The 25,917-nt window shown below is 71.7% G+C and carries 19 protein-coding genes and 1 pseudogene; 7 read left to right on the top strand and 13 right to left on the bottom strand.

The genetic code is table 11. The annotated features are described in order from the left end of the window. Positions 1-272 precede the first annotated feature (272 nt). Positions 273-2,540 carry an MMPL family transporter gene (locus ACZ7L6_RS36035; protein WP_471931413.1) on the top strand — a complete coding sequence of 756 codons (2,268 nt, stop codon included), beginning with the start codon at positions 273-275 and terminating at the stop codon, positions 2,538-2,540. 58 nt (positions 2,541-2,598) lie between these two features. Here ACZ7L6_RS36035 and mgt read toward each other — a convergent pair. The 5 genes and pseudogenes from mgt to ACZ7L6_RS36010 form a co-directional block, all read right to left on the bottom strand. Continuing rightward, positions 2,599-3,877 (bottom strand): annotated as a pseudogene (mgt, locus tag ACZ7L6_RS36030) (macrolide-inactivating glycosyltransferase). Further along, entirely contained in the window at positions 3,858-4,637 is a 780-nt protein-coding gene (gene erm / locus ACZ7L6_RS36025; protein WP_471931411.1) for an ErmE/ErmH/ErmO/ErmR family 23S rRNA (adenine(2058)-N(6))-methyltransferase, read from the bottom strand. The pseudogene mgt and the gene erm overlap by 20 nt, the downstream one beginning before the upstream one ends. Before the next feature lie 271 nt (positions 4,638-4,908). Continuing rightward, entirely contained in the window at positions 4,909-6,189 is a 1,281-nt protein-coding gene (locus ACZ7L6_RS36020; RefSeq protein ID WP_471931409.1) for an ABC transporter substrate-binding protein, read from the bottom strand. Continuing rightward, positions 6,189-7,022 carry a carbohydrate ABC transporter permease gene (locus ACZ7L6_RS36015; RefSeq protein ID WP_471931407.1) on the bottom strand — a complete coding sequence of 278 codons (834 nt, stop codon included), beginning with the start codon at positions 7,020-7,022 and terminating at the stop codon, positions 6,189-6,191. The genes ACZ7L6_RS36020 and ACZ7L6_RS36015 overlap by 1 nt, the downstream gene beginning before the upstream one ends. Continuing rightward, positions 7,019-7,963, bottom strand: coding sequence for a carbohydrate ABC transporter permease (locus ACZ7L6_RS36010; RefSeq protein WP_471931405.1), 945 nt, complete (start codon positions 7,961-7,963; stop codon positions 7,019-7,021). Before ACZ7L6_RS36010 ends, ACZ7L6_RS36015 begins: the two co-directional genes overlap by 4 nt. Before the next feature lie 169 nt (positions 7,964-8,132). Between ACZ7L6_RS36010 and ACZ7L6_RS36005 the strand changes: the two genes are divergently transcribed. Further along, the gene (locus ACZ7L6_RS36005) at positions 8,133-8,996 is read left to right on the top strand and encodes a phosphotransferase (protein ID WP_471931403.1); all 864 of its coding nucleotides are present in this window, start codon (positions 8,133-8,135) and stop codon (positions 8,994-8,996) included. Between the two features lie 45 nt (positions 8,997-9,041). Here the strand turns inward: ACZ7L6_RS36005 and ACZ7L6_RS36000 are convergent, their stop codons facing one another. Further along, positions 9,042-10,001, bottom strand: coding sequence for a LysR family transcriptional regulator (locus tag ACZ7L6_RS36000; RefSeq protein WP_471931401.1), 960 nt, complete (start codon positions 9,999-10,001; stop codon positions 9,042-9,044). Positions 10,002-10,093: 92 nt separating this feature from the next. Here ACZ7L6_RS36000 and ACZ7L6_RS35995 point away from each other — a divergent pair, with 92 nt between their 5' ends. Further along, a complete protein-coding gene (locus ACZ7L6_RS35995) occupies positions 10,094-11,062 on the top strand; it encodes a DMT family transporter (RefSeq protein ID WP_471931399.1) in 969 nt (322 codons plus the stop codon). Beyond that, on the top strand, positions 11,023-11,529 hold the full coding sequence (locus ACZ7L6_RS35990; protein WP_471931397.1) for a YbaK/EbsC family protein: 507 nt from the start codon (positions 11,023-11,025) through the stop codon (positions 11,527-11,529). Before ACZ7L6_RS35995 ends, ACZ7L6_RS35990 begins: the two co-directional genes overlap by 40 nt. A gap of 197 nt (positions 11,530-11,726) precedes the next feature. Here ACZ7L6_RS35990 and ACZ7L6_RS35985 read toward each other — a convergent pair whose 3' ends face one another. The 4 genes from ACZ7L6_RS35985 to ACZ7L6_RS35970 all read right to left on the bottom strand — a co-directional run bounded on the left by ACZ7L6_RS35985 (position 11,727) and on the right by ACZ7L6_RS35970 (position 16,129). After that, on the bottom strand, positions 11,727-12,449 hold the full coding sequence (locus ACZ7L6_RS35985; protein WP_471931395.1) for an exonuclease domain-containing protein: 723 nt from the start codon (positions 12,447-12,449) through the stop codon (positions 11,727-11,729). Between the two features lie 141 nt (positions 12,450-12,590). Continuing rightward, on the bottom strand, positions 12,591-13,859 hold the full coding sequence (locus tag ACZ7L6_RS35980) for an SAV2148 family HEPN domain-containing protein (RefSeq protein ID WP_471931451.1): 1,269 nt from the start codon (positions 13,857-13,859) through the stop codon (positions 12,591-12,593). 73 nt (positions 13,860-13,932) lie between these two features. Further along, positions 13,933-15,243 (bottom strand): copper amine oxidase, encoded by a 1,311-nt coding sequence (locus ACZ7L6_RS35975; RefSeq protein ID WP_471931393.1) that lies wholly within the window; start codon positions 15,241-15,243, stop codon positions 13,933-13,935. Positions 15,244-15,313: 70 nt separating this feature from the next. Beyond that, positions 15,314-16,129, bottom strand: a complete 816-nt coding sequence (locus ACZ7L6_RS35970; RefSeq protein ID WP_471931391.1) for a Tat pathway signal sequence domain protein — start codon at positions 16,127-16,129, stop codon at positions 15,314-15,316. A 181-nt stretch (positions 16,130-16,310) separates the two neighbouring features. Between ACZ7L6_RS35970 and glgX the strand changes: the two genes are divergently transcribed. Next, positions 16,311-18,437, top strand: coding sequence for a glycogen debranching protein GlgX (gene glgX, locus ACZ7L6_RS35965; protein WP_471931389.1), 2,127 nt, complete (start codon positions 16,311-16,313; stop codon positions 18,435-18,437). Here glgX and ACZ7L6_RS35960 read toward each other — a convergent pair. After that, positions 18,434-19,798 (bottom strand): MFS transporter, encoded by a 1,365-nt coding sequence (locus tag ACZ7L6_RS35960; protein ID WP_471931387.1) that lies wholly within the window; start codon positions 19,796-19,798, stop codon positions 18,434-18,436. The genes glgX and ACZ7L6_RS35960 overlap by 4 nt on opposite strands. A gap of 81 nt (positions 19,799-19,879) precedes the next feature. Here ACZ7L6_RS35960 and treY point away from each other — a divergent pair, with 81 nt between their 5' ends. Both treY and ACZ7L6_RS35950 read left to right on the top strand, forming a co-directional pair. After that, positions 19,880-22,240, top strand: coding sequence for a malto-oligosyltrehalose synthase (gene treY, locus ACZ7L6_RS35955; RefSeq protein ID WP_471931385.1), 2,361 nt, complete (start codon positions 19,880-19,882; stop codon positions 22,238-22,240). Between the two features lie 398 nt (positions 22,241-22,638). Beyond that, positions 22,639-23,889 (top strand): M14 family zinc carboxypeptidase, encoded by a 1,251-nt coding sequence (locus tag ACZ7L6_RS35950; RefSeq protein ID WP_471931383.1) that lies wholly within the window; start codon positions 22,639-22,641, stop codon positions 23,887-23,889. Between the two features lie 101 nt (positions 23,890-23,990). Here the strand turns inward: ACZ7L6_RS35950 and ACZ7L6_RS35945 are convergent, their stop codons facing one another. Both ACZ7L6_RS35945 and ACZ7L6_RS35940 read right to left on the bottom strand, forming a co-directional pair. After that, positions 23,991-24,521 (bottom strand): SSI family serine proteinase inhibitor, encoded by a 531-nt coding sequence (locus tag ACZ7L6_RS35945; RefSeq protein ID WP_471931381.1) that lies wholly within the window; start codon positions 24,519-24,521, stop codon positions 23,991-23,993. Continuing rightward, positions 24,518-25,888 carry a M14 family zinc carboxypeptidase gene (locus ACZ7L6_RS35940; protein ID WP_471931379.1) on the bottom strand — a complete coding sequence of 457 codons (1,371 nt, stop codon included), beginning with the start codon at positions 25,886-25,888 and terminating at the stop codon, positions 24,518-24,520. The genes ACZ7L6_RS35945 and ACZ7L6_RS35940 overlap by 4 nt, the downstream gene beginning before the upstream one ends. Between the last annotated feature and the right edge of the window lie 29 nt (positions 25,889-25,917).

Raw genomic sequence — 25,917 nt, 5'->3', positions numbered from 1 at the left:
GGTGGGCACGACGACCGCCCGGACCCCGCAACTTACTTACCGGTCAGCATGCGGCACAAGCTCCGTCTCCCTGATCACCCTCCCCGACCCGGCCGGATAGATGTAAGGGGCCACCGTCCTACCCAGTGGGGAGGGCCCGGGGGCCGAGGGGATGAGTTCCGGCCGCCGTACTTCACCGGGCAGCACGACGAGATGTCTTTATCCGGCTCATACCTTCGAAACGAAAGGTGGCGGCAGGGGGCCGCGACCGCGATCAAGGGGGCAAGCCCGTCATGGGGAACGGAGATTCGCGGGTGCGGGGGCTCGCCGCCCGGGCCGGCGGCTGGAGCGCCCGGCACCGATGGGCGGCGGTCGGCATATGGGTGCTGTTCGTCGTGCTGGCGATGGGGCTCGGTTCGGCGGCGGGCCGGGTCGACGTCAAGGAGAGCGACCAGCTCAAGGGCGAGACGCACACCGCAGCCAAGATCATCGAGGATGCGGGGATCGCAGAGCCGGCCGGTGAGACCGTCCTGATCCAGGCCAAGGACGGTTCTCTCAAGGCCACCGACAGTGACTTCAGGGCCGCCGTCACCGCGGTCGTGAAGGCGGTCGAGGGCACCGGCAAGGTCACGGACGTGACGTCGCCGTACGACACCCGGACGATCTCGAAGGACGGCCGCAGCGCGCTGGTGCAGTTCGACATGCGCGGCGACTCGGACACTGCGGGTGAGCGCGTGGAGCCCGTGCTGAAGGCCGTGGAGGACGTCCAGAAGGACCATGAGTCGCTGCGGATCGAGGAGATCGGCGGCGCGAGCATGATGAAGACGTTCGACGACGCGTTCGGGGACGACTTCCAGAAGGCCGAGTACTCCGCGGTGCCGGTGGCCCTCGGCATTCTGCTCATCGCCTTCGGCGCGCTGGTGGCGGCACTGCTGCCGGTGCTGCTGGCGATCACCGCGATCATGGCCACGATGGGCCTGATGGGCCTCGTCAGCCATGTGATGCCGATGAGCGACACCGCCAACTCCGTGATGCTGCTGGTCGGCCTGGCCGTCGGCGTCGACTACTGCCTGTTCTACCTGCGCCGCGAGCGCGAGGAGCGCGAGGCCGGCCGGGACGCGCAGACCGCCCTCAGGGTCGCCGCCGCCACCAGTGGCCGCGCGATCATCGTCTCCGGCATCACGGTGTGCGTGGCGATGGCGGGCATGCTGTTCACCGGGCTCGTCACCTTCCAGGGGATGGGTCTGGCCTCGCTGATGGTCGTGGCGGTCGCCATGGTCGGCTCGGTGACGGTGCTGCCGGCGCTGCTGTCGCTGCTGGGCGCGCGGGTCGAGAAGGGCAAGATCCCCTTCCTGCACCCGGAGAGCAAGCTCCGTCGCAACCGCGGGCGCGGCAACCGCGAGAGCCGGTTCTGGACGGCCGTACTGAAGGGCGTGCTCGCGAAGCCCGTCGTCTCGGTCGTGGTCGCGGGCGGCGCGCTGCTCGCCATCACGGCTCCCGCGGTCGGCATGAAGACGCAGAACCTCACGCTGGACCAGGAGTTCGGCGACTCGCTGCCCATCGTGCAGACGTACAACCGGGTCAACGAGGCCTTCCCGGGCGGTTCCGAGCCCGCCGAGGTGGTCGTCAAAGCTGCCGACATCAACGCGCCCGAGGTGAAGTCCGCGCTCGCCGACTTCCGTGAGCGGGCAGTCACTTCGGGTGCCTCGCGCGGCCCGGTGGAGATCAAGCTGCACGACGAGCAGAACGTCGCCTTCGTGTACGTCCCGCTGGTCGGCGGCTCCGATCTCGACAAGGCGGGTGCGAGCCTGGACAAGCTGCGCGACGAGGTGCGTCCGGCCACGCTCGGCAAGGTCGACGGTGTCGAGGCGCCGATCACCGGACAGGTCGCGGGCTCGAAGGACTTCAACGACCAGGTGGCCGGAGCGGTCGTCCCGGTCTTCGCGTTCGTCGTGGTCTTCGCCTTCGGGCTGATGCTGCTGTCCTTCCGCTCGCTGACGATCGCCGTCACGTCGATCGTGCTGAACCTGCTGTCGGTGGGCGCGGCGTACGGCATCCTCGTCGCGGTCTTCCAGCACGGCTGGGGCGCGTCCCTGGTGGGCGCGGAGGGCGTCGGCGCCATCATCACCTGGCTGCCGCTGTTCCTGTTCGTGATCCTGTTCGGCCTGTCGATGGACTACCACGTGTTCGTGGTCTCGAGGATCCGCGAGGCGCGCCTGCGGGGCCGCAGCACGAAGGACGCGATCCAGCACGGTGTGGTCACCACGGCCGGAGTCGTCACCAGCGCCGCGGTCATCATGGTCGCCGTGTTCGCGATCTTCGGCACGCTGTCCATGCAGTCCATGAAGCAGATGGGCGTGGGCCTCGCGGCCGCGGTGCTCATCGACGCGACGATCATCCGGGGCGTGCTGCTCCCGGCGGTGATGGCGCTGCTGGGCGAGCGCAACTGGTATCTGCCGAAGTGGCTGAACCGGCTGCCGGACCTGACGCACGACGAGGCGCCGGAGGCCGTGACGAAGGGCGCGGTGCGCGATGACGAGGGTGAGCCGGTGAGGGTCTGACCTCACCCCTGAGCGGAGGGCCCGTCGGCTACCGGGGAGCCGACGGGCCCTCTCGTGCTCACTTGTGCGGAAGCTCCGCCTCGATGAGGTCGGCCGCCCGCCGCGTACCGCCCTCCTTCGCCATCTCCGCCTGGATGTCCTTCAGGCGCCGGGCGACCTCGGGGTCGTCGACCAGCGCGAGGGCCGCGGCGCGCAGGGCCTCGGCGGTCGCCTCCTCGGTCGGCAGGTGGCGGGCGACCCCCAGGGCCTGGAGCATGTCCGCGTTGCCGAACTGGTCCACCGCCTGCGGTACGGCGATCATGGGGGTGGCGGTCGACAGCCCCTCCTGGCTACCGCCCGCGCCGGCGTGTGTGACGAACAGGTCGGCCTGGTGCAGGATCGCCAACTGCGGGACCCAGGAGCGAACTTCGACGTTCGCCGGTACGTCCCCGAGCTCTGCGGGGTCGACATGCCTGCCGATCTGCAGCACCAGGTGCCAGCCGGGCAGGTCACCGAAGGCGCGCACGCACTCGCGGTAGAACGCCGGCTGCTTGGTGAAGGCGGAGCCCAGCGACACCAGGACGACCTTCTCGGCACGCGCGGGCCGCTGCCACTCGCCCTCGGCGGCACGATCGCCCTGGCAGGCGCCGACGAAGGTGTACACGGACTCGTCGACGCGGTCGGCGTGCGGCTGGAGCGCCTTCGGGATCAGGACGAGCGAGCGGTCGGGGCGGCCCGCGAAGGGATCCGGGTGCCGGCTGATCCCGTTCTCGGTGAGCCAGGTCTGGAACTTGGCGTAGTAGGCACGCCCTCGCTCGGTCTTCTTCGGCTCCGCCCACATCGGCTCGGCCACCTCCTCCTCGTAGCCCTCCCAGGCGACGAGGTTCGGCGAGAGCGAGACCACGGGCACGCCCCAGCGGTGGCCGAGGACGCGGGCCGGGTACGAGGTGATGTCGTGCAGGACGAGGTCCGGTTCGTCCCCCTCGTACGCCTCGATCAGCTGGGGCAGCGCCTGGATCGCGTCGTCCAGGAACGGCTCGACGTTGTCCAGCAGCGTGCTGCCCCAGGCCTCCGGGTCGGCGTCGGGCCCGGGCAGCGTCGAGTTCCAGAGCCGGGGCTCGGCGCCGGTCTCGGCGACCTTCTCGGCGAACGCGGGCGGAATCGCGTACGTCACCCGATGGCCGCGGGCGACGAGTTCACGGATCACCTCCAGGCTGGGGTTCACGTGGCCGTGGGCGGCGATGGAGAACATGGCGATGTGGGCGGGGCGGGTTGTGCGAGCGGGACTGGTCATGTCGACGACCGTAGACGAGACGATACGTCTCGTGCAACCTTCTTTCATGGAGCCAGCACCTCATGCAGCCTCAGCCACGCCCCCGGCGGCACCTCGCCGACAAGGACCCGCGCGTCGAGGCCGGCCACGCGGAACGCCGCGTCGACGCGCCGCCTGGGATGCGCCCGCCGCAGAGAGGCGTGCAGCGAGCCGCCGACTCCGGAGAAGCCGAGGTCGACCAGGCGCCGCCAGCTGTCGTACGCGCCGGCGTCGAGCAGCGGGGTGCGGCGCCGCTCGATCCGTACGACCCCGGCGTCCACGCGCGGCACGGGCCGGAAGCTGCGCCGCCCGACCCGGCCGACCAGCCGCCACTCGTGGCGGGGCCAGGTCAGGACCGTCAGCCTGCTCCAGCTGCCGTAGTCGCCGGTGCGTTTGCGGGCGTACTCGAGCTGGGTGAGGAGCGTGGCGTCGGTGAGGGCGGGTGCGCGCAGGCACCAGTCGACGATGGCGGCGGTGCGGGAGAAGGGCACGTTGCCGACGACGGCGAAGGGAGTGTGCGGGGGGCGTGCGGCGAGGAAGTCACCGGCGGCCACGCGGACTTGGGGCGTGCCGGAGAAGCGGGCGCGCAGCCCGGGCACGAGGCGGGGGTCGATCTCGTACGCGATCAGCTCCCGGCAGCGCGGCGCCAGCTGTTGCGTCAACGCGCCTTTTCCCGCGCCGACTTCGAGGAGCAAAGGGGTGTGCCGCCGGTTCGGTACGGCGAGCCGGGCGATGCGTTCCGCGGCGGCTCGGTCGGCGAGGAAGTTCTGGGAGAGCGCGCGGGATACGCGGGTGGGGCGGGCCATGGCCTGCGGTCCTTGTCTTCCGTGGAGAGGGAAAAGGGCAGACGAAGGCCCTGACCGGAAGACAGGAGGAAGCAGCGGGAGAAGCGGGTCCGCGAAGGATCAGCGGGCGTGGTTCCCCGGGCCGGTCAGGGCTCCGGGGCCGCGGCGCCTCCGTACGGAGTGCGCGGTGCCCCGGCCGTGACCGGTGTTGATGATCGCGTTGTTCGCTGCCACGGACCGCACGTTAGGTGCGGCCGGGCATCGCGTACAACCGAATTACGTCGGCCCCGGCTCACCGCTGGTAGCGGGCCAGGACCAGGTTCCCGTCCTCCTCCAGCCGTTCGCGCAGTTCGGCGAGGCCGATGGCGCCGCTGTAGTACTCCTGGAAGGCGGGCGTGGCGACTTTGTCCTTCCACTCCGGGTAACCGCGCACCGACTGTGCGGGCGCCGGGCGCAGCTGCCCGGCGAGGGCCGTGCCGGTGGCCCAGTCGTTCTCGGCCGTGTGCAGGGCCGGGTCCTTCAGCGCCTCGGTGCCGGTCGGCAGCATCCAGTCCCCCAGCGCGAGCCGAACCATGTTCTCGGGTCGCAGCAGGAAGTCGATGAACTCCGCCGCCTCCCGCTTGTGCGGGCTGTCCTCGGCGACGGACAGCGTCTGCGGGCTGACGCCCTGGGTGAGCCCGTCGGCGCCCGCCGGAGCGGGCAGCACCTGCCAGTCGAAGCCCTTCGGTGCCTGCTGCACGATCTGCTGCCGGTAGGAGAAGCCGAGCGGGACCATCGCGTATCTGCCGCCGAAGAAGCCGGGCAGGGTGTCGGAGCCGCCGCTGCCCAGGGTCGTGGGCGAGGCGCTGTGGTCGGTGTTCGCCTGGTCGTGGATCGTGCGCGGGACGATCTGGTCGCCCGTCTCGAATCTGATCGTCACCTTGCCGTCGGCGCCCCGGTGGAACAGCTGTCCGCCCGCCGACAGGGACAGGTTGAGCGTGGCGGAGACGGGTTCCTTGAGCGGCCAGGCGACGCCGTACTTGCCGTTCCCGCTCAGCTGCTCGGTGATCTTCCGGAACTCGGGCCAGCTCCACGGCTGTTCGGGGGTGGGGATGCGTACGCCCGCCTCCTTCAGCCACTTGGCGTTGGCGATGATCACCCGTGGCTCCTGGAGGAACGGCACGCCGTAGACACCGTCCTCGAAGGTCGCCGTGTCCCAACTGCGCCGCGGGATGTCGGACTTGAGCCGCTGCGGCAGCAGATCGGTCAGATCGGCGAGGTAACCCCCGTACGCGAAGTCCGCGAGGTCGTCCGAGGCGTCGTGGATGATGTCCGGGGCCTCACCGCCCTCGAAGGAGGTGAGCAGCTGGTCGTGGACGCTGTCCCAACTGCCCTGGACGTACTCGACCTTGACGTCCGGGTGGGCGGCGTTCCACTCCTTCACCAGCTCCTTGTTGACCGCGACGGACTCCTCCTGCCAGGCCAGGGACTGGAAGCGCAGGGTGATACGGCCGCTCGAGCCGCCGTCGTCGCCGCTGCATCCGGCGAGCAGCAGGGCCGCCAGGACGAGACCCACGAGCAGTTTCGTACGCATCAGCTCTTCACCGCCCCGGCGAGCATGCCGCCCGTGATCCGCCGCTGGATGACCCCGAACACGACCAGCGAGGGCAGCGTCGCGAGGAACGCGGCGGCGGCCAGCGGTCCGAGGTCCGCGACGCCTTCCGCGCCGATGAAGTGGGTGAGGACGACCGGCAGGGTCTGTTTCTCCGGGCTCTTCAGCAGAACGAGCGCGAAGAAGAACTCGTTCCACGCCGTGACGAACGCGAACAGCGCCGTCGCCACGATCCCCGGCGCCAGCAGCGGCGCGGTCACCGAGACGAGGGTGCGCACCCGCCCGGCCCCGTCGACCGCCGCCGCCTCCTCCAGCTCGGGCGGCACCGCGCGGACGTACCCGACGAGCATCCACAGCGCGAACGGCAGCGCCCACACCACGTACACCATGATCAGCCCCGGCACCGAGTTGATCAGCCGCAGGTTCTTCAGCACCAGGAACAGCGGGATGATCACCAGTACGAGCGGGAACGCCTGGCTGACGACCACCCAGCCGGTCGCCGCGCGCGCGAGCCGGGTGCGCCGGCGGGCCATGACGTAGGCCATCGGGGTCGCGAGCAGTACGGCGATCAGGGCGGCGCCGAGCGCGGCGATCAGGGAGTTGAGTGCGGCGTGCAGCAGGGGCTGTTCGTCGAAGGCCTGGCGGAAGTTGGCGAGGGTGGGGTCCTTCGGGATCCAGGTGGGGTGCAGGCTGCCGAGCTCGCGGGGCGGTTTGAAGGCGGTGGAGACCAGCCAGAGGAAAGGGAAGGCGAGGAAGAGGAGGTAGGCGAGCAGGGCGGCGTACTGGCCGATGCGGCCGGTGGTGCTGGTCCTCACGACTCGTCACCTCCCTTCAGGCGGCCCGCCAGGAAGACGGCGAGGAGTATCGAGATCGCCGCGACCATCACGCATCCCATCGCCGCCGCATAGCCGAACTGGCCGTAGCGGAAGGCCTCTTCGTAGGCGAACAGCATGGGCAGCCGGGTGCGGCCGCCGGGGCCGCCGCTGGTGAGCACGTAGACCAGGGCGAAGGAGTTGAAGTTCCAGATCAGGTTGAGGGCCGTGATGGAGAGGGCGACGGGCCTGATCGCGGGCCAGGTGACCGTGCGGAAGCGGCGCCAGGCGCCGGCGCCGTCCACGGCCGCCGCCTCGTGCAGTTCTCGCGGGGTGTTCTGCAGACCGGCGAGCAGGGCGACCGTCGTGGTCGGCATGCCCGCCCAGATGCCCACGACGATGACGGCGGGCAGGGCGGTGCCGAGCCCGCTGAGCCAGTCGCGGCCGTCGCCGAGGCCCAGGTCGCGCAGTGTCTCGTTGAGGATGCCCGCGTCGGGGTTGTAGACCAGCCGCCACATGACGCCGACGACGACCTCGGGCATGGCCCAGGGGACGATCGCGAGGGCGCGGGCCAGCCACCGCAGCCGTAAGTCCTGGTTGAGGAGGAGGGCGAGACCGAGGGCCAGCAGAAACTGCGGCACGGTGACGCCGACCGCCCAGACCAGGCCGATCCGGAACGACTCCCAGAACAATGTGTCCTGCAGCAGGTCCCGGAAGTTGAGGGCGCCGATCCACTGCGTGGGCTCGGTCCGTGCGGACTGGGCGTCGGTGAAGGCCAGCAGGATTCCGTAGAGCAGCGGTCCGACACTCAGGACGAGAATGGGGATCAGCGCGGGGAGTACGAGGAACCAGGCGCCGTGCTCTGCGACGCGCCGCTGGCCCTTGAGTCCTCTGCTGCCCGGCGCGCGGCTCACCGGCCTCTCCGCCTCGGTCACCGATGTCACGGAATCAGCCCCTTTGCGCGGCTCGGATGGGCCCCGTCATGGTCGTGAAGGCGCCGTACCCCGTCAAGACCGCGCGCACGCGGTCCGACCTGTGGAAATGCGAGACTGAGCGCGGATGGCGGGAATCCGACGCCGTTCACGCGGGCGTACGACCACACGGAGGCGGGCGATGGACGAGGCACGGGCGCGGAACGTACTGGCCGCTGCGGGAGTACTGCCGGGTCCGGCGCGGATCGCGCGGCTGCTCGCCCTGGGGGAGAACGCGGTGTTCGCCGCCGGTGACCTGGTCGTCAAGGTCGGCCGCGACGCGGAACTCCTCGACCGGGCGCGGCGCGAACTCGGCATCGCCGTGTGGCTCGCCGAGGCAGGCGTACCGGCGGTGCGGGCGGCTGCCGCCGAGGCGTTGCTCGTCGAGGGGCATCCGGTCACCGTGTGGCACCGGCTGCCCGATCCGGTACGGCCTGCCGAGCCGCGGGATTTGGCCGAACTGCTACGGGTGGTCCACGCGCTGCCGGCGCCCCCTTTCGCGTTGCCTCCGCGGGAGTTGCTGGGGGGTGTGGAGCGGTGGCTGCGGCTGGCGGGGGACGCGATCGATGCGGCGGACGCGGCGTATCTGCGGGAGCGACGGGACGGGTTCGCTGCGGCCGCGGGTGCGTTGACGCCGCATCTGGCGCCGGGGCCGATTCATGGGGATGCCTTGCCGCGCAATGTGCATGTCGGTCCCGAGGGGCCTGTGCTGGTCGACCTGGAGACCTTCTCGTCGGACCTGCGGGAGCACGATCTGGTGGTGATGGCGCTGTCCCGGGACCGGTATGGCCTCCCGGCCGAGGCTTACAAATCCTTCGTCGAGGCGTACGGCTGGGATGTGCGTGAGTGGGAGGGGTGTTCGGTGCTGCGGGGGGCGCGGGAGACGGCCAGTTGCGCGTGGGTGGCTCAGCATGCGCCGAGCAATCCGAAGGCGTTGGTTGAGTTCCGGCGGCGAGTGGCGTCTTTGCGGGAGGGCGATGAGACGGTGCGGTGGTATTCGTTCTGATGCGCCTGCTGATTGGGGACTTTTCGTTGTCGGCGACTGCGGGTCCTATGGGGCTGGTCGCGCCGTTCCCCGCGCCCCTTTGGGGCGCGTTTCCTCACCGTCAAGATGGCTGTTCTGGATGCTGTGTGCCGCTCGGCGCAGCTCGGTGAGGACCGTGCGGACTGCCTGACGAGCCGTGCGTTCGGGGCGGTAGAGGGCGTCGATGTGGCGCCTGGCCTGGACGCCGCTGAGGGGTCTGAGGGCCAGGGCCGGATGCGGACGCATCGTCCAGCGGGGCATCAGGGCGATGCCGCCTCCGGCCGCCACCACCTCGGCCACCACCGCGAACTCGTTGATGCGGTGGGCCAGGTGGAGGCGGCGGCCGGCCGCTGCGGCGATGGCCTCGATGACCGCGAGGACCGGGAAGCCGTCGTGCACGGTGATCCATGGCTCGTCGGCCACGTCGCGTGGGGTGACGCGGCGCTTGGCGGCCAGGGGGTGGTCGGCGGGCATGGCCACGTCCAGCGGTTCGCGCAGCAGGGTCGTGGTGGACACGGTGTCCGGCCAGGGCGGGGCATGGTCCAGGCGGTGGGCCAGGACGATGTCGTAGTCCCGGGTCAGTCGGGGGAAGTCCTCCTGCGGTACGTCCTCGTCCACCAGCCTCGGCACCGGCCTGCCCGGACCGGCCAGCGCGCGCAGCAGAAGCGGGAAGAACGCCGTACCCGCGCTGTGGAACGCCGCCACCGACACCTCGCCGTCCGGCCGCCCGACGAACTCCTCGACCGTGTGCCGCGCCCGCGCGAGCGCCGTCTCCACCTCGACGGCGGCGCCCGCCAGCGCCTGTCCGGCGTCGGTGAGCACCAGGCGGCGCCCCTGACGCTCGGTGAGCGGTACCGGGATCGCGCGCTGCAGGAGCCGTAGCTGCTGGGAGATCGCCGACGGCGTCACCAGCAGCGCCTCGGCGACCGCCGTGACGCTGCCCAGTTCGCCGAGCTCCCGCAGGATCCTCAGCTGCCGTTCGTCCATTGCCTCAGTCTAGAGACGATGTAGAGCTTCTAAATGATCGTTTTAGAAATTGGTACTGGGCTTCAGGGACCTGGTCGGGGCACGGTTGGCGCGTGTCCGATGTCCGCCGTACCGATGCGGTACTCCTCCTGGTCGCGCTCGTCTGGGGATCCAGCTATCTGTCCGCCCAGACGGCCACGGCCGCGCTCCCCGTCCTGCTGGTGCTGTTCGCCCGCTACGCCCTGTCCGCGCTCACCTGCCTCGGCGTCGTCGCCTCACGGCCGCGCGGGTCGCGCCGGTGGACGCGGGACGAACTACGGGCCGGTGTGCCCCTGGGCGTGACCCAGGCGGCGGTGCTGCTCGTGGAGACGTACGGCGTCGCCCACACCAGCGCCGCCAACGCCGGGCTCATCATCAGCCTGACAATCGTCCTCACCCCGCTCCTCGACCGCGGCGGCCACCGCGGCGCGCTGCCCGGCTCCTTCTTCGCCGCGACCGGCGTGTGCGTCCTCGCCGTCGCGCTGCTGATGTCCGGCAACGGTTTCCACACGCCGCGCCTCGGCGACCTGCTGATGCTCGGCGCCGCGCTGATCCGGGCCGGGCATGTCGCGCTCGTCGGCCGGTTCACGACGGGGCGGCCGGTCCGCCCGCTGCAGCTGACGACGGTGCAGACCCTCGTCGGCACGGCCCTGTTCCTGCCGGTCACGGCCCACGACCTGCCGACGCTGGTCCGCGCGGACCCGGCGACCTGGGCCCAGCTGGCCTATCTCGCCCTGTTCTGCAGTGTGTTCGCCTTCCTGGCGCAGACCTGGGCGGTGCAGCGCACCTCCGCGAGCCGGGCCAGCCTGCTGCTGGGCACCGAGCCGGTCTGGGCCGTCGCGGTGGGCACGGCCCTCGGCGGCGACCACCTCACACCGCTCACCGGCCTCGGGGCGGCCCTGATGGTCGCCGGCACGTACTGGGGGCAGGCGGTGGAACGGGCGCACCGCGGCGCACCGGAGCCCCGGCTTCCCTCGTCCCACCCACTCGACAAGGACCCCGCATGCCCGAGCGAACCCTCTACGACACTTACGACCACCTGATCTCCCTGCTCGACTCCTCCTCCGTCGACTACCGCCTCGTCGACCACGAGCCCGAGGGCGCCACCGAGGCCGTCTGCGCGCTGCGCGGGCACCCGGCCTCCGAGGCCGCGAAGTGCATCGTGCTGCGGGTCAAGGTGGACCGGCGCACGACACGTCACGTCCTCGCGGTCGTCCCCGGGGACCGACGGGTGGACCTGGACGCCGTCCGGGCGCTGTTCGCCGCGCGCTATGTCGGCTTCAGCGACCCGGAGACCGCCGAGCGGCTGGCCCGCGCCGTCCCCGGCACCGTCCTGCCGTTCAGCTTCGATCCCGACCTGGAACTGGTCGCCGACCCGGACGTCGTGGCCCAGCCCAGGCTGTACTTCAACGCGGCCCGGCTGGACCGCTCGTTGTGCATCTCGGGCGCCGACTACGAGCGGCTGGCCAAACCGCGCGTGGAGCGCATCGCGAGTCCTGCGACGACGTGAGGCCCGGCGGGACTCGGATGCGAGCGCCCAGGCCCTGGCTGCCTGCGGACTCCCGGCGAGACCACATGGGCCGGACCACCCGGCGAGACCACGTGGACCGGACAGCCCGGCGAGACCACGTGGACCGGACAGCCCGGCGAGACCGCATGGCGGCCTGCACGGGCCCCACCTCCCGCCGGCGCATGTCCCGCCCGCCGTCACACCCTCTCGTCGGCAGGCTCCCGCAACGGCCACGTCCCGTCGACCACCGCCGTCGCGTCGCCCTTGCGTCGCAGGAACTTCTGGAAGTCCGCCGCCCACTCGGCGTACCACTCGATCTGGCGGCGGTGCAGCTCCGCCGGACCGAGGGTCGCGATCTTGGGGTGGCGGTCGGCTATCGCGCAGGCCAGGCGGGCCGCGGCGAGGGCGTCGGCGGAGGCGTCGTGCGCGGAGTCGAGTGAGATGCCGTACTCCCGGCAGACCGCTTCGAGGTTGCGCTTGCCGCGGCGGTAGCGGTCGGCCCAGCGGTCGATGGTGTACGGGTCGATGACCGGGGCGGGGGCGATGCCGCCCAGGCGGTCACGCAGGGACGGCAGTCCGTGCCGCCGCAGTTCGGCGGAGAGCAGGCTGAGGTCGAAGGCGGCGTTGTAGGCGACGACCGGCACGCCCGTCTTCCAGTACACGACGAGGACGTCCGCGATGGCATCGGCCACCTGGTCGGCCGGGCGGCCCTCGGCGGCCGCGCGCTCATTACTGATCCCGTGCACCGCGACCGCGTCCGCCGGGATCTCCACGCCCGGATCCGCCAGCCACTCCTTGTGCCCCATGGGCTGCCCGTCCCTGACCTCGATCACGGCCCCCGTGACGATGCGCGCCTCGCGCGGATCCGTCCCGGTCGTCTCCAGGTCGAAACCGATCAGCAGCTCCCGGTGCCAGCCCATGGGCGGTCCCCCTTCTTGGTGGTGCGTTCCCCCAGTGGTCTCCACCTTCCCATGCGCCACTGACAATCCGAGGCCCGCATTCCGCTTACCCGGCCCGGCAGTGTCTTCACGGGCCGGACAGCGCCTCCACGGTGGGACAGTTCAGGACACCGGCCGCGAATCCGCCCACATGAGCTCGAACTCCTCGCGATACGTGGGGAAAAGCCCGCCTTCGTCGATCTCGTCCGACTTGACCACCCTGCTGCCGTTGCGCAGCACCAGGACCGGCGCCTCCAGGCCGCGCGTCCGTCGCAGATAGGACTGCACGACCGCGATGCCGTCGGAGCCGTCGCCGTCGACGAGGTACGCCGTGAAGCGGGGCGTCTCGTCGAAGACCTGGATCTCGAAGGCACCCGGGTCGCGCAGCCGGGAGCGGACCCGGCGCATGTGCAGGATGTTCATCTCGACCGCACGGCTCAGCTCACCGCGCTTGATGCCCAGTTCGCGCTCACGCCGCTTGACCGCGCTGGAAGCCGGGTTCAGGAACAGCAGCCGCACCCGGCAGCCGGACTCGGCGAGCCGCACCAGGCGACGCCCGGAGAAGTTCTGCACGAGCAGATTGAGGCCGATGCCGATGGCGTCGAGCCTGCGCGCGCCGCCGAAGATGTCCTCGGCCGGGAACTGGCGCAGCAGCCGTACCCGGTCGGGGTGCACGGCGACCACGTCGGCGTACCGGTCGCCCACCAGGTCCTCGACCGCGTCGATGGGGAGCCGGCGCGCGGACGGCACGTCGCCGCCCGCGCCGAGGATCTCCAGCAGGCGCGCGGAGGCCCGCTCGGCCTGGTTGAGGACCGCCTCGGACAGGGCCCGGTTGCGCGAGACGACGTTCCGGGTGACTTCGAGCTCGTCCAGGGCGAGTTCGACGTCCCGGCGGTCGTCGACGTACGGCTCGAAGCACGGCCAGTGCTGCACCATCAGCTCGCGCAGCTGCGGCAGGGTGAGGAAGCTGAGGACGTTGTCGTCGGCCGGGTCGAGCAAGTAGCCCTTGCGGCGGCTGACTTCGCGGACGGCGACCGCGCGCTGCACCCACTCCTGCCCGGCGGGTCCGGCCGCTGCCACGACCCACTCGTCGCCGTGGACGGGTTCGTAGATGGGGCGCAGAACGGCGGCCACGACGGCACGCAGCCGCTGTTCGACGAGGTTCAGCCAGATGTAGGCCCGGCCGGCTCGCTGGGCGCGCGTACGCACCTCGCGCCAGGCGTCGGTGCCCCAGTCGAGCTCCGGACCGATGGAGTTGGTCTCCATCGGCCGGGCCAGGGACACCGCGCCGGGTGGGACGTCTGTGGAGTTCCCCTCGTGACCCTCGTCACCAGGGGGCAACTCCAGCCCTCCCGAGCCCACCCGCGCACCGCCTTCCGCTCCCCCGAGCACTCCCCGTCTCAACGATCAAGGAAGGGTACTCCGGGAGCGGTCGACGGTGCAGCCGGATGGACAGGGTCGTTTCTCAACTACGGGGCCGCCAGTGCCCGTTCTGCCAGGCGAGCTCGCTCGGAGTGAGCGGATTCATAGCCGTGACATCCCGCGGAACGATGGAGAATCCCTGCCAGTGGACCGGCATGGGCTGCTGGTCCTCGTCCCGGGCGATGTGGTGGAAGCCCACGTTCATCCACACGATCGGGTGTGTGAGGTTCTGGCCTCCGACCCACTTGTCGACGGAATTGGGGTGGCCGTTGCCGCAACCGGGGTTGTTCGTGGCGAACTTCTCGCACTTGTTGTACTCGGTGACGTACATGTCGTGCTTGGTGAAGCTGCGGCCCGGGTACTTGGTGGTGGCGCCGGGGACGATCTCGTACGAGCGTGCGTGGTTGTCCTTGTTCTTGCCGGTGGCGCTGACCGCGCGCCACCAGCGGTAGGCCTTGGCGTCGCCCGCGAGTTCCTTGGTGACCTTGGTGCGGGTGGTCTTGGTCTTCGGGGCGGGGGCGCCGGCGGAGGGCGCGGTCACGGCGGAGTCGTACTGCTCGATCCGGTTCTTGGTGGAACCGTCGAGGCCGAAGTCGAGCCGCCAGAAGACGTTGTGGCTGTGGCTGGTGGCCTTGGCCGCGTCGCCCTTGCCGATGGGCCAGCCACGGCCGTCACCGGCGTCGTAGTCGTCGAAGGAGAGGCTGCCGGTCGCGCCGACGTTCATGGTGACCGTGCCGTCGTCCTGGAAGCGCCACTCGGTCATGTACTCGTACCAGCCGACCTGGTTGACCGTGTAGACGAGCAGGTCCTTGCTCTGGGCCTGGTAGACCTTGTTCGCGGTGTCGCCCTGCATGCGGTACGCGTGACCGCGCGCGCGGGTGGTGGTGCACAGGCCCTTGACGTCCGGGTCCTGCCAGGCCTCCGGGACCTTGACGGTCTTGATGGTGCCGCCGGGGCACTCGCCGGGGTCGAGGTTCATCAGGCCCTGGGCGAAGCCGAAGCCCGTCAGGTCGTCGTACTCGACGCTTCCGTCGTCGTACGGGACGTGGATCTGGCCGAGCCTAGCGCTGTTGAGGACCTTGATCGGCTTCGTCTCGCCCTTGGGCTGGTAGGAGATGTTCTCCAGGACGAGCCCGGCCTTGCCGTCGTAGCGCCAGCACATCCGCCAGGTCGTGCCGCCGGTGAGCTTCTGCTCGATGCGGTAGTTGGCGCTGCACTCGGCGGCCGCCGCGGCGGCGGTCCTGGGCTGGGCGGAGGCGGGTCCCGCGCCGGTCGTCGCACCGGCGGCCAGCGCGGCCACGGACAGGCCCACGGCGGCGCCCTTGCGGGCACGGCTCAATCTGTTCACGCGCATGAAGAAGTGACTCCTCTTACGGGAGGTGCATGTACACGGGTGTGGGTTGGAAAAGCGAACGGACGACCGCTCAGCCGATGTCGAGCTTGCCGACCTTGCGGGCGCTCAGGTCGACGACGAAGGACCGAGCGTCGATCCAGGGCCCGTTCTTGACCTTCGGGAACAGCCGTACGCACCGGTGCTCACCGCACTTGTCGAGTACGGCGGGCTGGGCGCCCGGGGTGGCCCGGTACACGGCGCCGTTGAGCAGCAGCTGGTCCGGCGAGGTGAGCTCCTTGCCGGTGGCGTCCTTGTAGTCCGCCTTCATGCCCGCGCCCAGCGGGTCGGCGATCAGGAGCTTGGCCGCCTCGGCGTACTCGTCGCGGCTCAGCGGCGGCTGGACGCCGTGCTCGGTGGTGGTCTGCTCGACCTTCCCGGTCTCGAGGTTGACCGTCCTGGTGACGAGCGCGTCGGCCTTGTAGTCGTAGAACGTCACCTCGGCCCGGCGCGGTGCGCTCGGGTCGTCCAGTTCGCCGGCCTCCGGCTCGGCGAGGTCGACGCCGACGCGCTGCGGGCCGCGGTCGCCTTCGACGTTCTCGCCGGCGCTGCGCAGCTGCGGGCTCGCCGCGAGCTTGGCGGCCCGTTCCATCTCGTCGTCGGTCAGCGGGTCGTTGCCGGTGCCCTTGTCACCCTCGCTCGGGGCCTGCTCGACGACGCCCGGCGGCACCGCGCCGGCCCCCTGTCCCTGGGCCGCCTGCTGGGCGGACTGACCGCTGCTGGTTCCTCCCGTGTCGTCGGCCCCCGCCGTCCCCGGCAGCGTGATCCCGACCATCACGGCCGTTCCGGCCACCGCGATGGCCGCACCTGCCACCACCTTGCCCAGATGGCGGTGCACTATCTTGCGCACATCTTCCCCCTACTCCCCGTACGTCCCCGGGAGTACGTGTCGGCCCCACTGGTTCGGCATACGTCGTATGCACTGGTCGATCGATAAGAGGGACGTAAGTCATAGGTGGTTCCATCACTTTCGGGGAGACTCGACGCCAAGGCTCCCCCGACGGCGCGCTCGAGCTGAAAGAGTCGTATCCATGCAGGTCTGGCCTGGAGAGGCATATCCACTCGGTGCCACCTACGACGGCGCCGGCACCAACTTCGCGGTCTTCACGGAGGCCGCGGACCGAGTAGAGCTGTGTCTGCTGCACGACGACGGCTCGGAGACGGCGGTGGAACTGCGGGAGAGCGACGCGTTCGTGCGGCACGCGTACGTGCCGGGCGTCATGCCGGGGCAGCGGTACGGCTTCCGGGTGCACGGTCCGTACGCCCCCGAGCGCGGCCTGCGCTGCAACTCCGCGAAGCTGCTGCTCGACCCGTACGCCAAGGCGATCAGCGGCGCGATCCGCTGGGGCGAGGAGGTGTACGGCTACCACTTCGACAAACCGGACAAACGCAACGACCTGGACTCGGCGCCGCACATGATGTCGTCGGTCGTGGTGAACCCGTACTTCGACTGGGGCGACGACCGGCCGCCGCGCACCGAGTACCACCACACGGTGATCTACGAGGCCCATGTGAAGGGCCTCACGATGCGGCACCCGGGGCTGCCCGAGGAACTGCGCGGCACCTACGCCGCCCTCGCGCACCCGGCGGTCATCGAGCACCTCACGGAGCTGGGCGTGACGGCGTTGGAGGTGATGCCCGTACACCAGTTCGTGAACGACCACCGTCTGGTCGACATGGGCCTGAACAACTACTGGGGCTACAACACGATCGGCTTCTTCGCCCCGCACAACGCGTACGCCTCCTGGGGCGACCGCGGCCAGCAGGTCCTGGAGTTCAAGTCGGCCGTGCGGGCGCTGCACGAGGCCGGTATCGAGGTCATCCTCGACGTGGTCTACAACCACACGGCGGAGGGCAACCACCTGGGCCCCACGCTGTCCTTCCGGGGCCTGGACAACCCGCGCTACTACCGCCTCACGGACGACCCGCGCTACTACATGGACACCACGGGCACCGGCAACTCCCTGCTCATGCGGTCCCCGCACGTCCTGCAGCTGATCATGGACTCGCTGCGCTACTGGGTCACCGAGATGCATGTCGACGGCTTCCGTTTCGACCTCGCTGCCACCCTGGCGCGGCAGTTCCACGAGGTGGACCGGCTGTCGTCATTCTTCGACCTGGTGCAGCAGGACCCGGTCGTCTCCCAGGTGAAGCTGATCGCAGAGCCGTGGGACGTCGGCGAGGGCGGCTATCAGGTGGGCAACTTCCCGCCCCTGTGGACCGAGTGGAACGGCAAGTACCGCGACACCGTAAGGGACCTGTGGCGCGGCGAGCCGCGCACGCTGGCGGAGTTCGCCTCCCGGCTGACCGGCTCCTCCGACCTGTACCAGGACGACGGACGGCGCCCGCTGGCCTCCATCAACTTCGTGACCTGCCACGACGGGTTCACCCTGCACGACCTGGTGTCGTACAACGAGAAGCACAACCACGCCAACGGTGAGGACAACCGGGACGGCGAGAGCCACAACCGGTCCTGGAACTGCGGGGCGGAGGGCGACACGGACGACCCGGCCGTCCTGGAGCTGCGCTCGCGCCAGATGCGCAACTTCATCGCCACGCTGATGCTGTCCCAGGGCGTGCCGATGATCAGCCACGGCGACGAGTTCGCCCGCACGCAGCGCGGCAACAACAACGCGTACTGCCAGGACAGCGATCTGGCGTGGGTCGAGTGGCCGGAGGACGAGGAGGACGGCGGCCTGCCACGGGAACTGCTCGCCTTCACGCGCGCGATGGTGTGGCTGCGGCGGGACCATCCGGTCTTCCGCAGGCGGCGCTTCTTCCACGGGCGGCCGGTGCACGGCACCCACGACGACCTGTCGGACATCGCCTGGTTCACACCGCAGGGCAAGGAGATGACCCAGCGGGACTGGGACCGGTCGCAGGCGTCGGCGCTGACGGTGTTCCTCAACGGCAACGCGATCTCGGAACCGGGCCCGCGCGGGGAACGCATCACCGACGACTCGTTCCTGCTGATGTTCAACGCCTCCCCCAAGACCCTCGACTTCGTCGTGCCGGTCAACCACGGCCGCCAGTGGCAGGTCGTCGTCGACACGGCCCGTACGGACGGGGTGCCGCCGGGGACGGGAGCGAAGGTGCAGGCCGGGGACCGGTTGACGTTGGTGGACCGGAGCCTGACGGTGTTGCAGCGGCCGGTCTAGGACGGCGTGTCGGTGCGTGTCCGCCCGGCCTCCGTCCCGGGCTCGTCCCCGTCGGGCACGCGCGCGTGGAGGTCGCTTTCGGCGGTGCGTCCGGTGTACGAGGCCGGGCGCGCCGTCAGTGCGATCGCGCAGGCGAGTGCGGCGGCCAGGCTCGCCGCCGCGAAGGCCGCCCGGGGGCCGTACGACTCGGCCAGGCGGCCGGTGACGGCGACCGCGAGCGCCTGCCCGCCGACGAGGGCACTCGTCGCGAAGGCCATCGCCTCGGAGAGCCGCGCGGGCGGTACCACGCGCTCGGTGAGCCCGAACACCGTGATGAGGTGCGGGGCGTAGGCGATGCCGAGGACGGTGACGGTGACGTAGAGGGCCGGGAGGCTCTCCGTCCACAGCAGGGGCAGGGACAGCGCGCACGCGGCCGCGGTGGCTGTGCGCCAGCGTGTCACGAGTGCGATGCGGGCGGGCAGCGCGGCCATGGAGAGCCCCGCGACAGCGCTCATCACTCCCATGGCGGCGTATACGAGCCCTGCCTGGTCCGGTTGGGCGAGTCGCTGGGTGAGGGCGGTGATACCGGCCTGACAGGCGCCGAACATGGCGCCTTGGAGGGCCAGGGCGGCTCGGAGGGCGTGGATGGAGCGGGGGACAGGGGTGGGGGCGGGACTGGGGCTTCGCATCGGGGGCGTGGGGACGGCACCGGACCGTCGTTCCGCCGGTGTGACGACGAGCCCGGGTCGTGTCACTGCCGCCGTCCGGTGCAGCGCGAAGCCGCTGCCGCATGCGGCGACCAGCATCGCGGCGCCACCCACCGCGTACCCCGGATGTGCCGTGACCGCCGCCAGACCGACCAGGGCCGGTCCCAGGACGAAGGAGATCTCGTCCAGGGTGCTCTCGAAGGAGAGCGCGGCGCCCACCGTGGTGTCACGGGCCCCGGCCCGGCGGGCGAGCGCGACCAGCCGCGCCCGGGCCATGGGACCGATCTGCGGCACGGTGGCGCCGGCCGACGCCCCGAGCACGGCCAGCACCGGCGTCGGCAGCCCGCCGAGCGCTCCGACGACCAGAGCAGCGATCGCGAGGGCGTTGGCGAGGGAGAAGGCGAGCACGACCGTCCGCTGGCCGTGCCGGTCGGCCAGTCGGCCCACCAGCGGGCCGCAGACCACCTGCCCGACGGCGAGCGCACCCCCGGTCAGTCCCGCGGCCGCCAGGGAGCCGCTCGTCCGGGCGACCAGCAGCACACTGCCGAACTGGATGGTCGCGGTCGGCAGCCGCGCCAGGAAGGACATGACCGGCAGCAGCGGCCCGGTCAGGCCGATCACATGGCGGTAGGTCTCCAGCGTGCCGCGTCGTCCGGTCGTCCCCGTCGTTCCCATCGCTCGACGCTAGGCACGCGCGTGGGCCCACGTGGAGGGGACGATGACACGAAGCGCGGCGGGGCGGGTACGTAGCTTTCCATGACACCTGAGCGACCTGACCCGATGGTGCCGACCGCCACCTACCGGCTGCAGCTGCAGCCCGCGTTCCCGTTCGAGGCCGCGGCGGCGGCCGTGCCGTACGTGGCCTCGCTCGGCGTCTCGCATCTGCACCTGTCCCCCGTCCTGGAGGCGGTTCCGGGGTCGGGGCACGGCTATGACGTCGTGGACCACGCGCGCGTGCGCGAGGAACTGGGCGGCGAGGAGGGGCTGCGCGCGCTGGCGCGTACCGCGCGCGAGCACGGTCTGGGCCTCGTGCTGGACATCGTCCCGAACCACATGGCCATGGCCCCCCGCCACAACCGCGCGCTGTGGGAGGTGTTGCGCGAGGGCCCCAAGTCGCCGTACGCGCGCTGGTTCGACATCGACTGGGAGGCGCAGGGCGGCCAGGTGCTGCTGCCGGTGCTGGGGCACCCGCTGGGCGACGAGCTCGGCAGCCTGCAGGTCGACGGCGACGTCCTGCGCTACTACGACCATGTGTTCCCGCTGCGCGAGGGCACCGAGGACCTGCCCCTGCCGCAGCTCCTGGACGCCCAGTGGTACCGCCCGGTGTGGTGGCGGCTGGCCCGGACGGAGCTCAACTACCGGCGGTTCTTCAGCATCTCGGAGCTGATCGGCGTACGGGTCGAGGACCCGGAGGTGTTCGAGGCCACCCACGCAAAGATCCTCCAGCTGCTCCACGAGGGCGTGATCGACGGGCTGCGCATCGACCACCCCGACGGCCTCGCGGACCCCGACACGTATCTCGCGCGCCTCCACGAGGCGACCGGCGGGCGCTGGACGGTGGTGGAGAAGATCCTCTCGGACGGGGAGCACCTGCCGGCTTCCTGGCCTGTCGCGGGCACCACCGGCTACGACGCCCTGCGCCACATCGACGGCCTCTTCACCGACCCGGCGGGGTTCGGGGAACTCCTGGGCCAGTACCGGCGGTTCGCGGCCCCGCAGACGGACCGGGGCGGCGACTGGGAGGCGACGGTACGGCGGGCGGCGTACAAGGTGCTCACGCACGAGCTGGCGACGGAGATCGACCGGCTGACGCGCGTGGCGCACCGGGTGTGTGCCGCGTCCCCGGAGCCCGCGCTGCGCGACCGCGCGCCCTGGGCGCTGCGCACCGCGCTGCAGGAGCTCCTCGTGCGGCTGGAGGTCTACCGGCCGTACGCCTCCGGTGACGCGGCCCGGGTGGTCACCGAGGAGGCCGCGGCCGAGGCCCGGCTCGCCTTCGTCGTGCCCGAGGAGGCCGGCGCGGTCGACGTCGTGCGCGACCTGGTGCTCGGGCGGGCCGGTGACGGGCCGGAGCACACGGAGTTCCGGACGAGGTTCGCGCAGACGGCGTCGGCGCTGCGGGCCAAGTCCGTGGAGGACACGGCGTTCTACCGCTATGTGCCGCTGCTGTCGGCGACCGAGGTGGGCGGGAACCCGGGGAGCCCCGCGGTCTCGCCCGACGAGTTCCACGCCTACTGCGCGCGCGTGCAGCGCGACTGGCCCCTGACCGGGACGGTCGCCTCGACGCACGACACCAAGCGCAGTGCCGACGTACGAGCCGCGCTCGCCGTGCTCACCGAGTGCCCGGAGCGCTGGGCGGATGTCCTGACCGAGGTGACCCGCGACGGCGAGGGCGTCCCGGACGCGCAACTGGCGTGGGCCGCCTGGCAGACGGTGTTCGGGCTGGGCGAGGCGGCCGTGGAGCGCGTTCAGGGGGCCCTGCTGAAGCATGTGCGCGAGGCCGGGCTGTTCACCAGCTGGACCGAGCAGGAGCCGCCCTACGAGGAGGCGGTGGCGGCGTTCGTCGCGGCGGGGCCCTGCGGGGCGCCGGGCGAACGCGTGGCGGCCTTCCGGAGCGGCCTGGAGCCGCACATCCGGGCGAACATGCTGGGCACGGCCCTGGTCCAGCTGACGATGCCGGGCGTCCCGGACGTCTACCAGGGCACGGAGGGCGAGTACCTGGCGCTGGTGGACCCGGACAACCGGCGGGCCGTGCGGTTCCCGCACGAGGAGCCGGGCGACAAGGGTGCGGTGACGGCGGCCGCTCTGCGGCTGCGCGGGCGGCGCCCCGAGGTTTTCGGTGACTCGGCGTCGTACGCGCCTTTGGCCGCCGAGGGCCCGGCGGCCGCCCACTGTGTGGCCTTCGTGCGCTCCGGAGAGGTGCTCACCGCCGTGACGCGTCTGTCGCTGCGGCTGGCCCAGGAAGGCGGCTGGCGGGACACGCTGTTGCCGCTGCCGCCGGGGCGGTGGGCCGATGTGCTGGCACCGGAGCGGGAGTTCACCGGGCACGCGCGCGTGGAGGAGCTCTTCGAGCGGCTGCCGGTGGCGTTGCTGGAGCGGGTCGGCCCCCCGTCGCCGTAGCCGAGGAAGCGCTCGCCCGGCGCGTACGGCTGCACCGCGCGCCGTGGTGTCCTGTCGACGACCGGCTCGTACCCGCGCACGCTCCCGGGGCTCGGTCCCGATGACCGGCGCGTGGTGCGGGGCGGCGACGCGCGCTGCACGCCCGGGCTTCCGGCGGCCTCTGGTGGCCGGTGGGGGGTGATCGACGTGGCGTACGTCTCGTTCCGGCACTCCTGAGGCGCGTGGCTCGCCCTCGTGGAGCGGCAGGGCGGACCTCCACGCCCGCGGCCGTCGACGGCCCTCGTCTGCCGTAGGCAAATGCAACTGGGCGCCCCCTGGAGCCTCCCCCGTGAAGTCCTTGACACCTAAACCAGACCATGGGGTACTGCGGATTGCGAAGCCGGGCGGACGTGACGGGGGTGAGTCTCCTGCCGGAGCTGCGCTACCCCACCCTTACCGAACTGATCCTGTCCGCCCACGCCTTGGTCGCCCACCGACCCGACCTGTGCGCCCTCAGACAGGTGGGGGCCTCCCGAGCGGGCAGACCCCTCCACCTGCTGTCGATCGGCCACGCCCGACGTGCCGTCCTCGTGGTCGCGGGCGCACACTCCAACGAACCGACGGGCGGCCCCGCCCTCCTCGCGATCGCCGAACGCGTCCTGCACGAGCCGGGCCTGCGGGCCGACACCTCCTGGCACTTCCTGCTGTGCGCGGACCCCGACGGGGCGAGCCTGCACGTCACCCCGGCGCCCCGCAGCCTGTTCGACTACCACCTCGGCTTCTACCGGCCCGCGGCCACCGAGCAGCCCGAGTGGGCACCGGCCACGCTGCCGCCCGACCGGCTGCCGCCGGAGACACGCGCGCTGACCCGGGTCATCGACGAACTGCGCCCCTACCTCCAGGTGACCCTGCACGGCACCGATCTGGGCGGCAGCTGGGTGCAGTTGACGAAGGACGTCCCGGGGCTCGCCGAGCCGTTCGCGAAGTCCGCGGCGGAGCTGCACATTCCGGTGGAGACCGGCGCGTCGGACGCGGCGGGCTGGCCCGCGGCCGGACCCGGGGTGCATGTGATGCCGGCGCCGGGCGCGGGCGCGGCGTACCCGAGCATGCCGGACGACGCGCGCAGCAGCACCTGGTACCACGTGCACCGGTACGGCGGCCTCACCGCGGTCGTCGAGGTGCCCATGTGGGCGAGCGACCTGGTGGACGATCCGGCGCCGCATCCGGACCCGGCCAGGGCGATGCGGCGGCTGGGGGCCCGGCTGCGGCGGGACGGGCTGGAGGTGGAGCGGGTGCTGGCCGAGGCGCTCCCCCGCCTGGACGGCGTCGACGGACCCCTGTTGCGGGCCGCGAAGTGGGCACTGGAGCTGGTGCCGGGACTGGCCGCCGACTGGATGCACACGCCGCCCGCCGACGACACCATGGCGTACGTCGGGAGTGTGGACGCCTTCGGGCGCCGGCTGCCGCTGCGGGCGGCGGCCATGCTGCTGCGCGTCCTGCAGGAGGCCGACGACCGCGCGGCACCGCGCCTGGAACATCTCGTGGCGACCTGGAGCGACGCCTTCGCCGCACGCTTCCGCGCCCGCTGGGTGCCCCTGGAGCACCAGGTCGAGCACCAGTCCCGCACGGTTGTCGCGGCGGCGCTGCACGCACGGGACCGTGCCGTATGAGTCACGCGGCGCGGTGCGGCAGGACGACGCCACGCGCGCGGGGGCGTCCCCCACGCGCGCGTGCGGCTCGCCGTGGCTGTACGGCTGTTGCAGCGGCCGTGTCAGCCGTCCATGGTGAACACCGAGCCCGTCCGCGCGGCCAGCGCACAGGAGTTGGAGAAGGTCTCCTGGTACTCGACGGATCGTCCGCCCCACGTCCCGCGCGCGTGGGCGGTGACCGGCGCGTAGATCATCGGGCAGAAGGTGTTGTCGGGCTGGAGCCGGGCGAGTCGGCTGATGTCGCCGCCCACCTTCTCCAGCTGCGCGCAGGCCTCGACCGCACGTCCATGGCCCTGGGGCGGGTCGCAGCTGAGGAGGATGCCGCGGCTGTGCCCGCCGTCGCCGTGCGTGCCGTCGTGTCCCCCGTCCCCCCGCACGTCGCCACGCCCGCCGTCGCCGGGGGTGAGCGTGAGGAAGAGCCAGTTGGTCGGCCCTGGTTCCACAAGCGGCTCCAGGAGCGGTTCCTGAGCCGCCGCGGGAGCCTGAACGGTGCCGAGGACGAGGAGCGCGGCAGCCGCCGACAGGCCGGTCCGTACCGCTTTCGCCGCGCGCGGGTGTTCAGTGAGGCAGCGCCTCGTGAGGGATTGCGTCATTCCCGATGCATCGGCACGGCGGCACCGGCATTCCACCCCGACTCACCCGAACGGGAGCACGCGGGCGCGTACCGGCCGGCGAGTTCGAACGTGGCGAGCACCACCCGTGACTGGTACTCCACCTGGCGCGCGACCGGTATCCAGCGCGCCCCGCAGCCGTCGCGGTAGTCGTCGCACCACTCGTCGAGGAGCCGGTCCAGTTCCGGCATGACGGCCGCCGGGTCGCGCCCGGCGGCCGTCACGAGCTGGTGCAGCAGCCCGGCCGTGCGCAGGGCGAGGCGCCGCCCGGCGATGCGCAGGGCGGCCAGATGGGCGGTGCTGAGCGGCGGGAGGGGGCGGGCGCCGCCTGGGGCCGGGACATCGGGGTCCCAGGTGTCGGCGAGCCCGGGGCAGACCAGTAAATAGTCGTCCACCGGGGCCAGCAGCCGGGCCGTCTCCGGTCCGGCGGGGAGGTGGGGCCGCAGGCGCTCCAGCAGCCGCTCCAGGACCCGGGTGTCGTGGCGCAGGGTGTGGCTCACCATGCGCAGGACCGTTTCCTCATCGGGGGGCGGAGTGCCGTCCTCCACCGCCGCCACACCCCACATCGGGGCCTCGACGACCGCCGTGACCGTGCCGTGCCGGTGTGGATGGAACCACGTCGACTCGACGGCCGCCTCGGTGATCGCGGCGGCCAGATCGCCCCGGCGCGGCCGTGGGATCCGGTAGACCGCGGGTCCCAGTTCGGGCCAGTACAGGGTGTCGTAGGGGCCCAGCTCGCGCGGGATGCCCAGGCGGGCGGCGGAGTGCGCGACGCGCTGGGCGAGGCCGGGCAGGTCGTGGGTCAGCTCCACGAAGCCGCCGCCGACGTCGACGCCGTGCAGGGAGCACTGCAGGAAGGGCCGCAGTTCGTCCTGGAGGTGGAGCAGGGCGCGGGTCTCCGGCAGCGTGGCGGCGTCCGCGCCGTCGGGCAGCCATTCGGGCTGTTCCAGGAAGCCGGGCCGGAAGAAGTGCCGGAAGTAGCCGCCGAGGGCGTACGGGCCGTGCAGCCAGCCCTCGTTCCGGCGCAGGCCGTCGGGGTCCAGGCACAGCAGCAGGTTCCAGGTGGCGTCGGCGCCCTCGTGCAGCCGGGGGTCGGCGAGCACCCGTTCGGCCAGCCGCAGTACGGTCGCGCCGCCCACCGGCTCGTTGGCGTGTGGTCCGGCCACGACGAGGGCCTGACGGCTGCCGTGGCCGACGGACAGCAGCCACAGGGGTGTGCCCGCGCGGGACGTCCCCACACGGCGCAGCCGGGCGTCACGGGGGCGGCGGGCGACGAGCGCGGCCGCCCGGGCGCCCAGCTCGTCGACGGTCGGGTAGCGGAGGAGTGGCGGCAGGGCACACCTCCACAATGTGGTGCCGTCGGTTCACCTGGTGTGCA

It is taken from the genome of Streptomyces sp. NPDC107522 (genome assembly GCF_055657525.1).
The sequence above is the reverse complement of the archived record's forward strand: the minus strand, read 5'-3'. Positions and strand labels throughout refer to the sequence as shown.

What these genes read in the sequence shown, in the direction of transcription:
- ACZ7L6_RS36035 (WP_471931413.1), top strand. Translation starts at nt 273, where the DNA reads ATGGGGAACGGAGATTCGCGGGTGCGGGGGCTCGCCGCCCGGGCCGGC.
- erm (WP_471931411.1), bottom strand. Translation starts at nt 4,637, where the DNA reads ATGGCCCGCCCCACCCGCGTATCCCGCGCGCTCTCCCAGAACTTCCTC.
- ACZ7L6_RS36020 (WP_471931409.1), bottom strand. Translation starts at nt 6,189, where the DNA reads ATGCGTACGAAACTGCTCGTGGGTCTCGTCCTGGCGGCCCTGCTGCTC.
- ACZ7L6_RS36005 (WP_471931403.1), top strand. Translation starts at nt 8,133, where the DNA reads ATGGACGAGGCACGGGCGCGGAACGTACTGGCCGCTGCGGGAGTACTG.
- ACZ7L6_RS36000 (WP_471931401.1), bottom strand. Translation starts at nt 10,001, where the DNA reads ATGGACGAACGGCAGCTGAGGATCCTGCGGGAGCTCGGCGAACTGGGC.
- ACZ7L6_RS35990 (WP_471931397.1), top strand. Translation starts at nt 11,023, where the DNA reads ATGCCCGAGCGAACCCTCTACGACACTTACGACCACCTGATCTCCCTG.
- ACZ7L6_RS35985 (WP_471931395.1), bottom strand. Translation starts at nt 12,449, where the DNA reads ATGGGCTGGCACCGGGAGCTGCTGATCGGTTTCGACCTGGAGACGACC.
- ACZ7L6_RS35975 (WP_471931393.1), bottom strand. Translation starts at nt 15,243, where the DNA reads ATGCGCGTGAACAGATTGAGCCGTGCCCGCAAGGGCGCCGCCGTGGGC.
- glgX (WP_471931389.1), top strand. Translation starts at nt 16,311, where the DNA reads ATGCAGGTCTGGCCTGGAGAGGCATATCCACTCGGTGCCACCTACGAC.
- ACZ7L6_RS35960 (WP_471931387.1), bottom strand. Translation starts at nt 19,798, where the DNA reads ATGGGAACGACGGGGACGACCGGACGACGCGGCACGCTGGAGACCTAC.
- treY (WP_471931385.1), top strand. Translation starts at nt 19,880, where the DNA reads ATGACACCTGAGCGACCTGACCCGATGGTGCCGACCGCCACCTACCGG.
- ACZ7L6_RS35945 (WP_471931381.1), bottom strand. Translation starts at nt 24,521, where the DNA reads ATGACGCAATCCCTCACGAGGCGCTGCCTCACTGAACACCCGCGCGCG.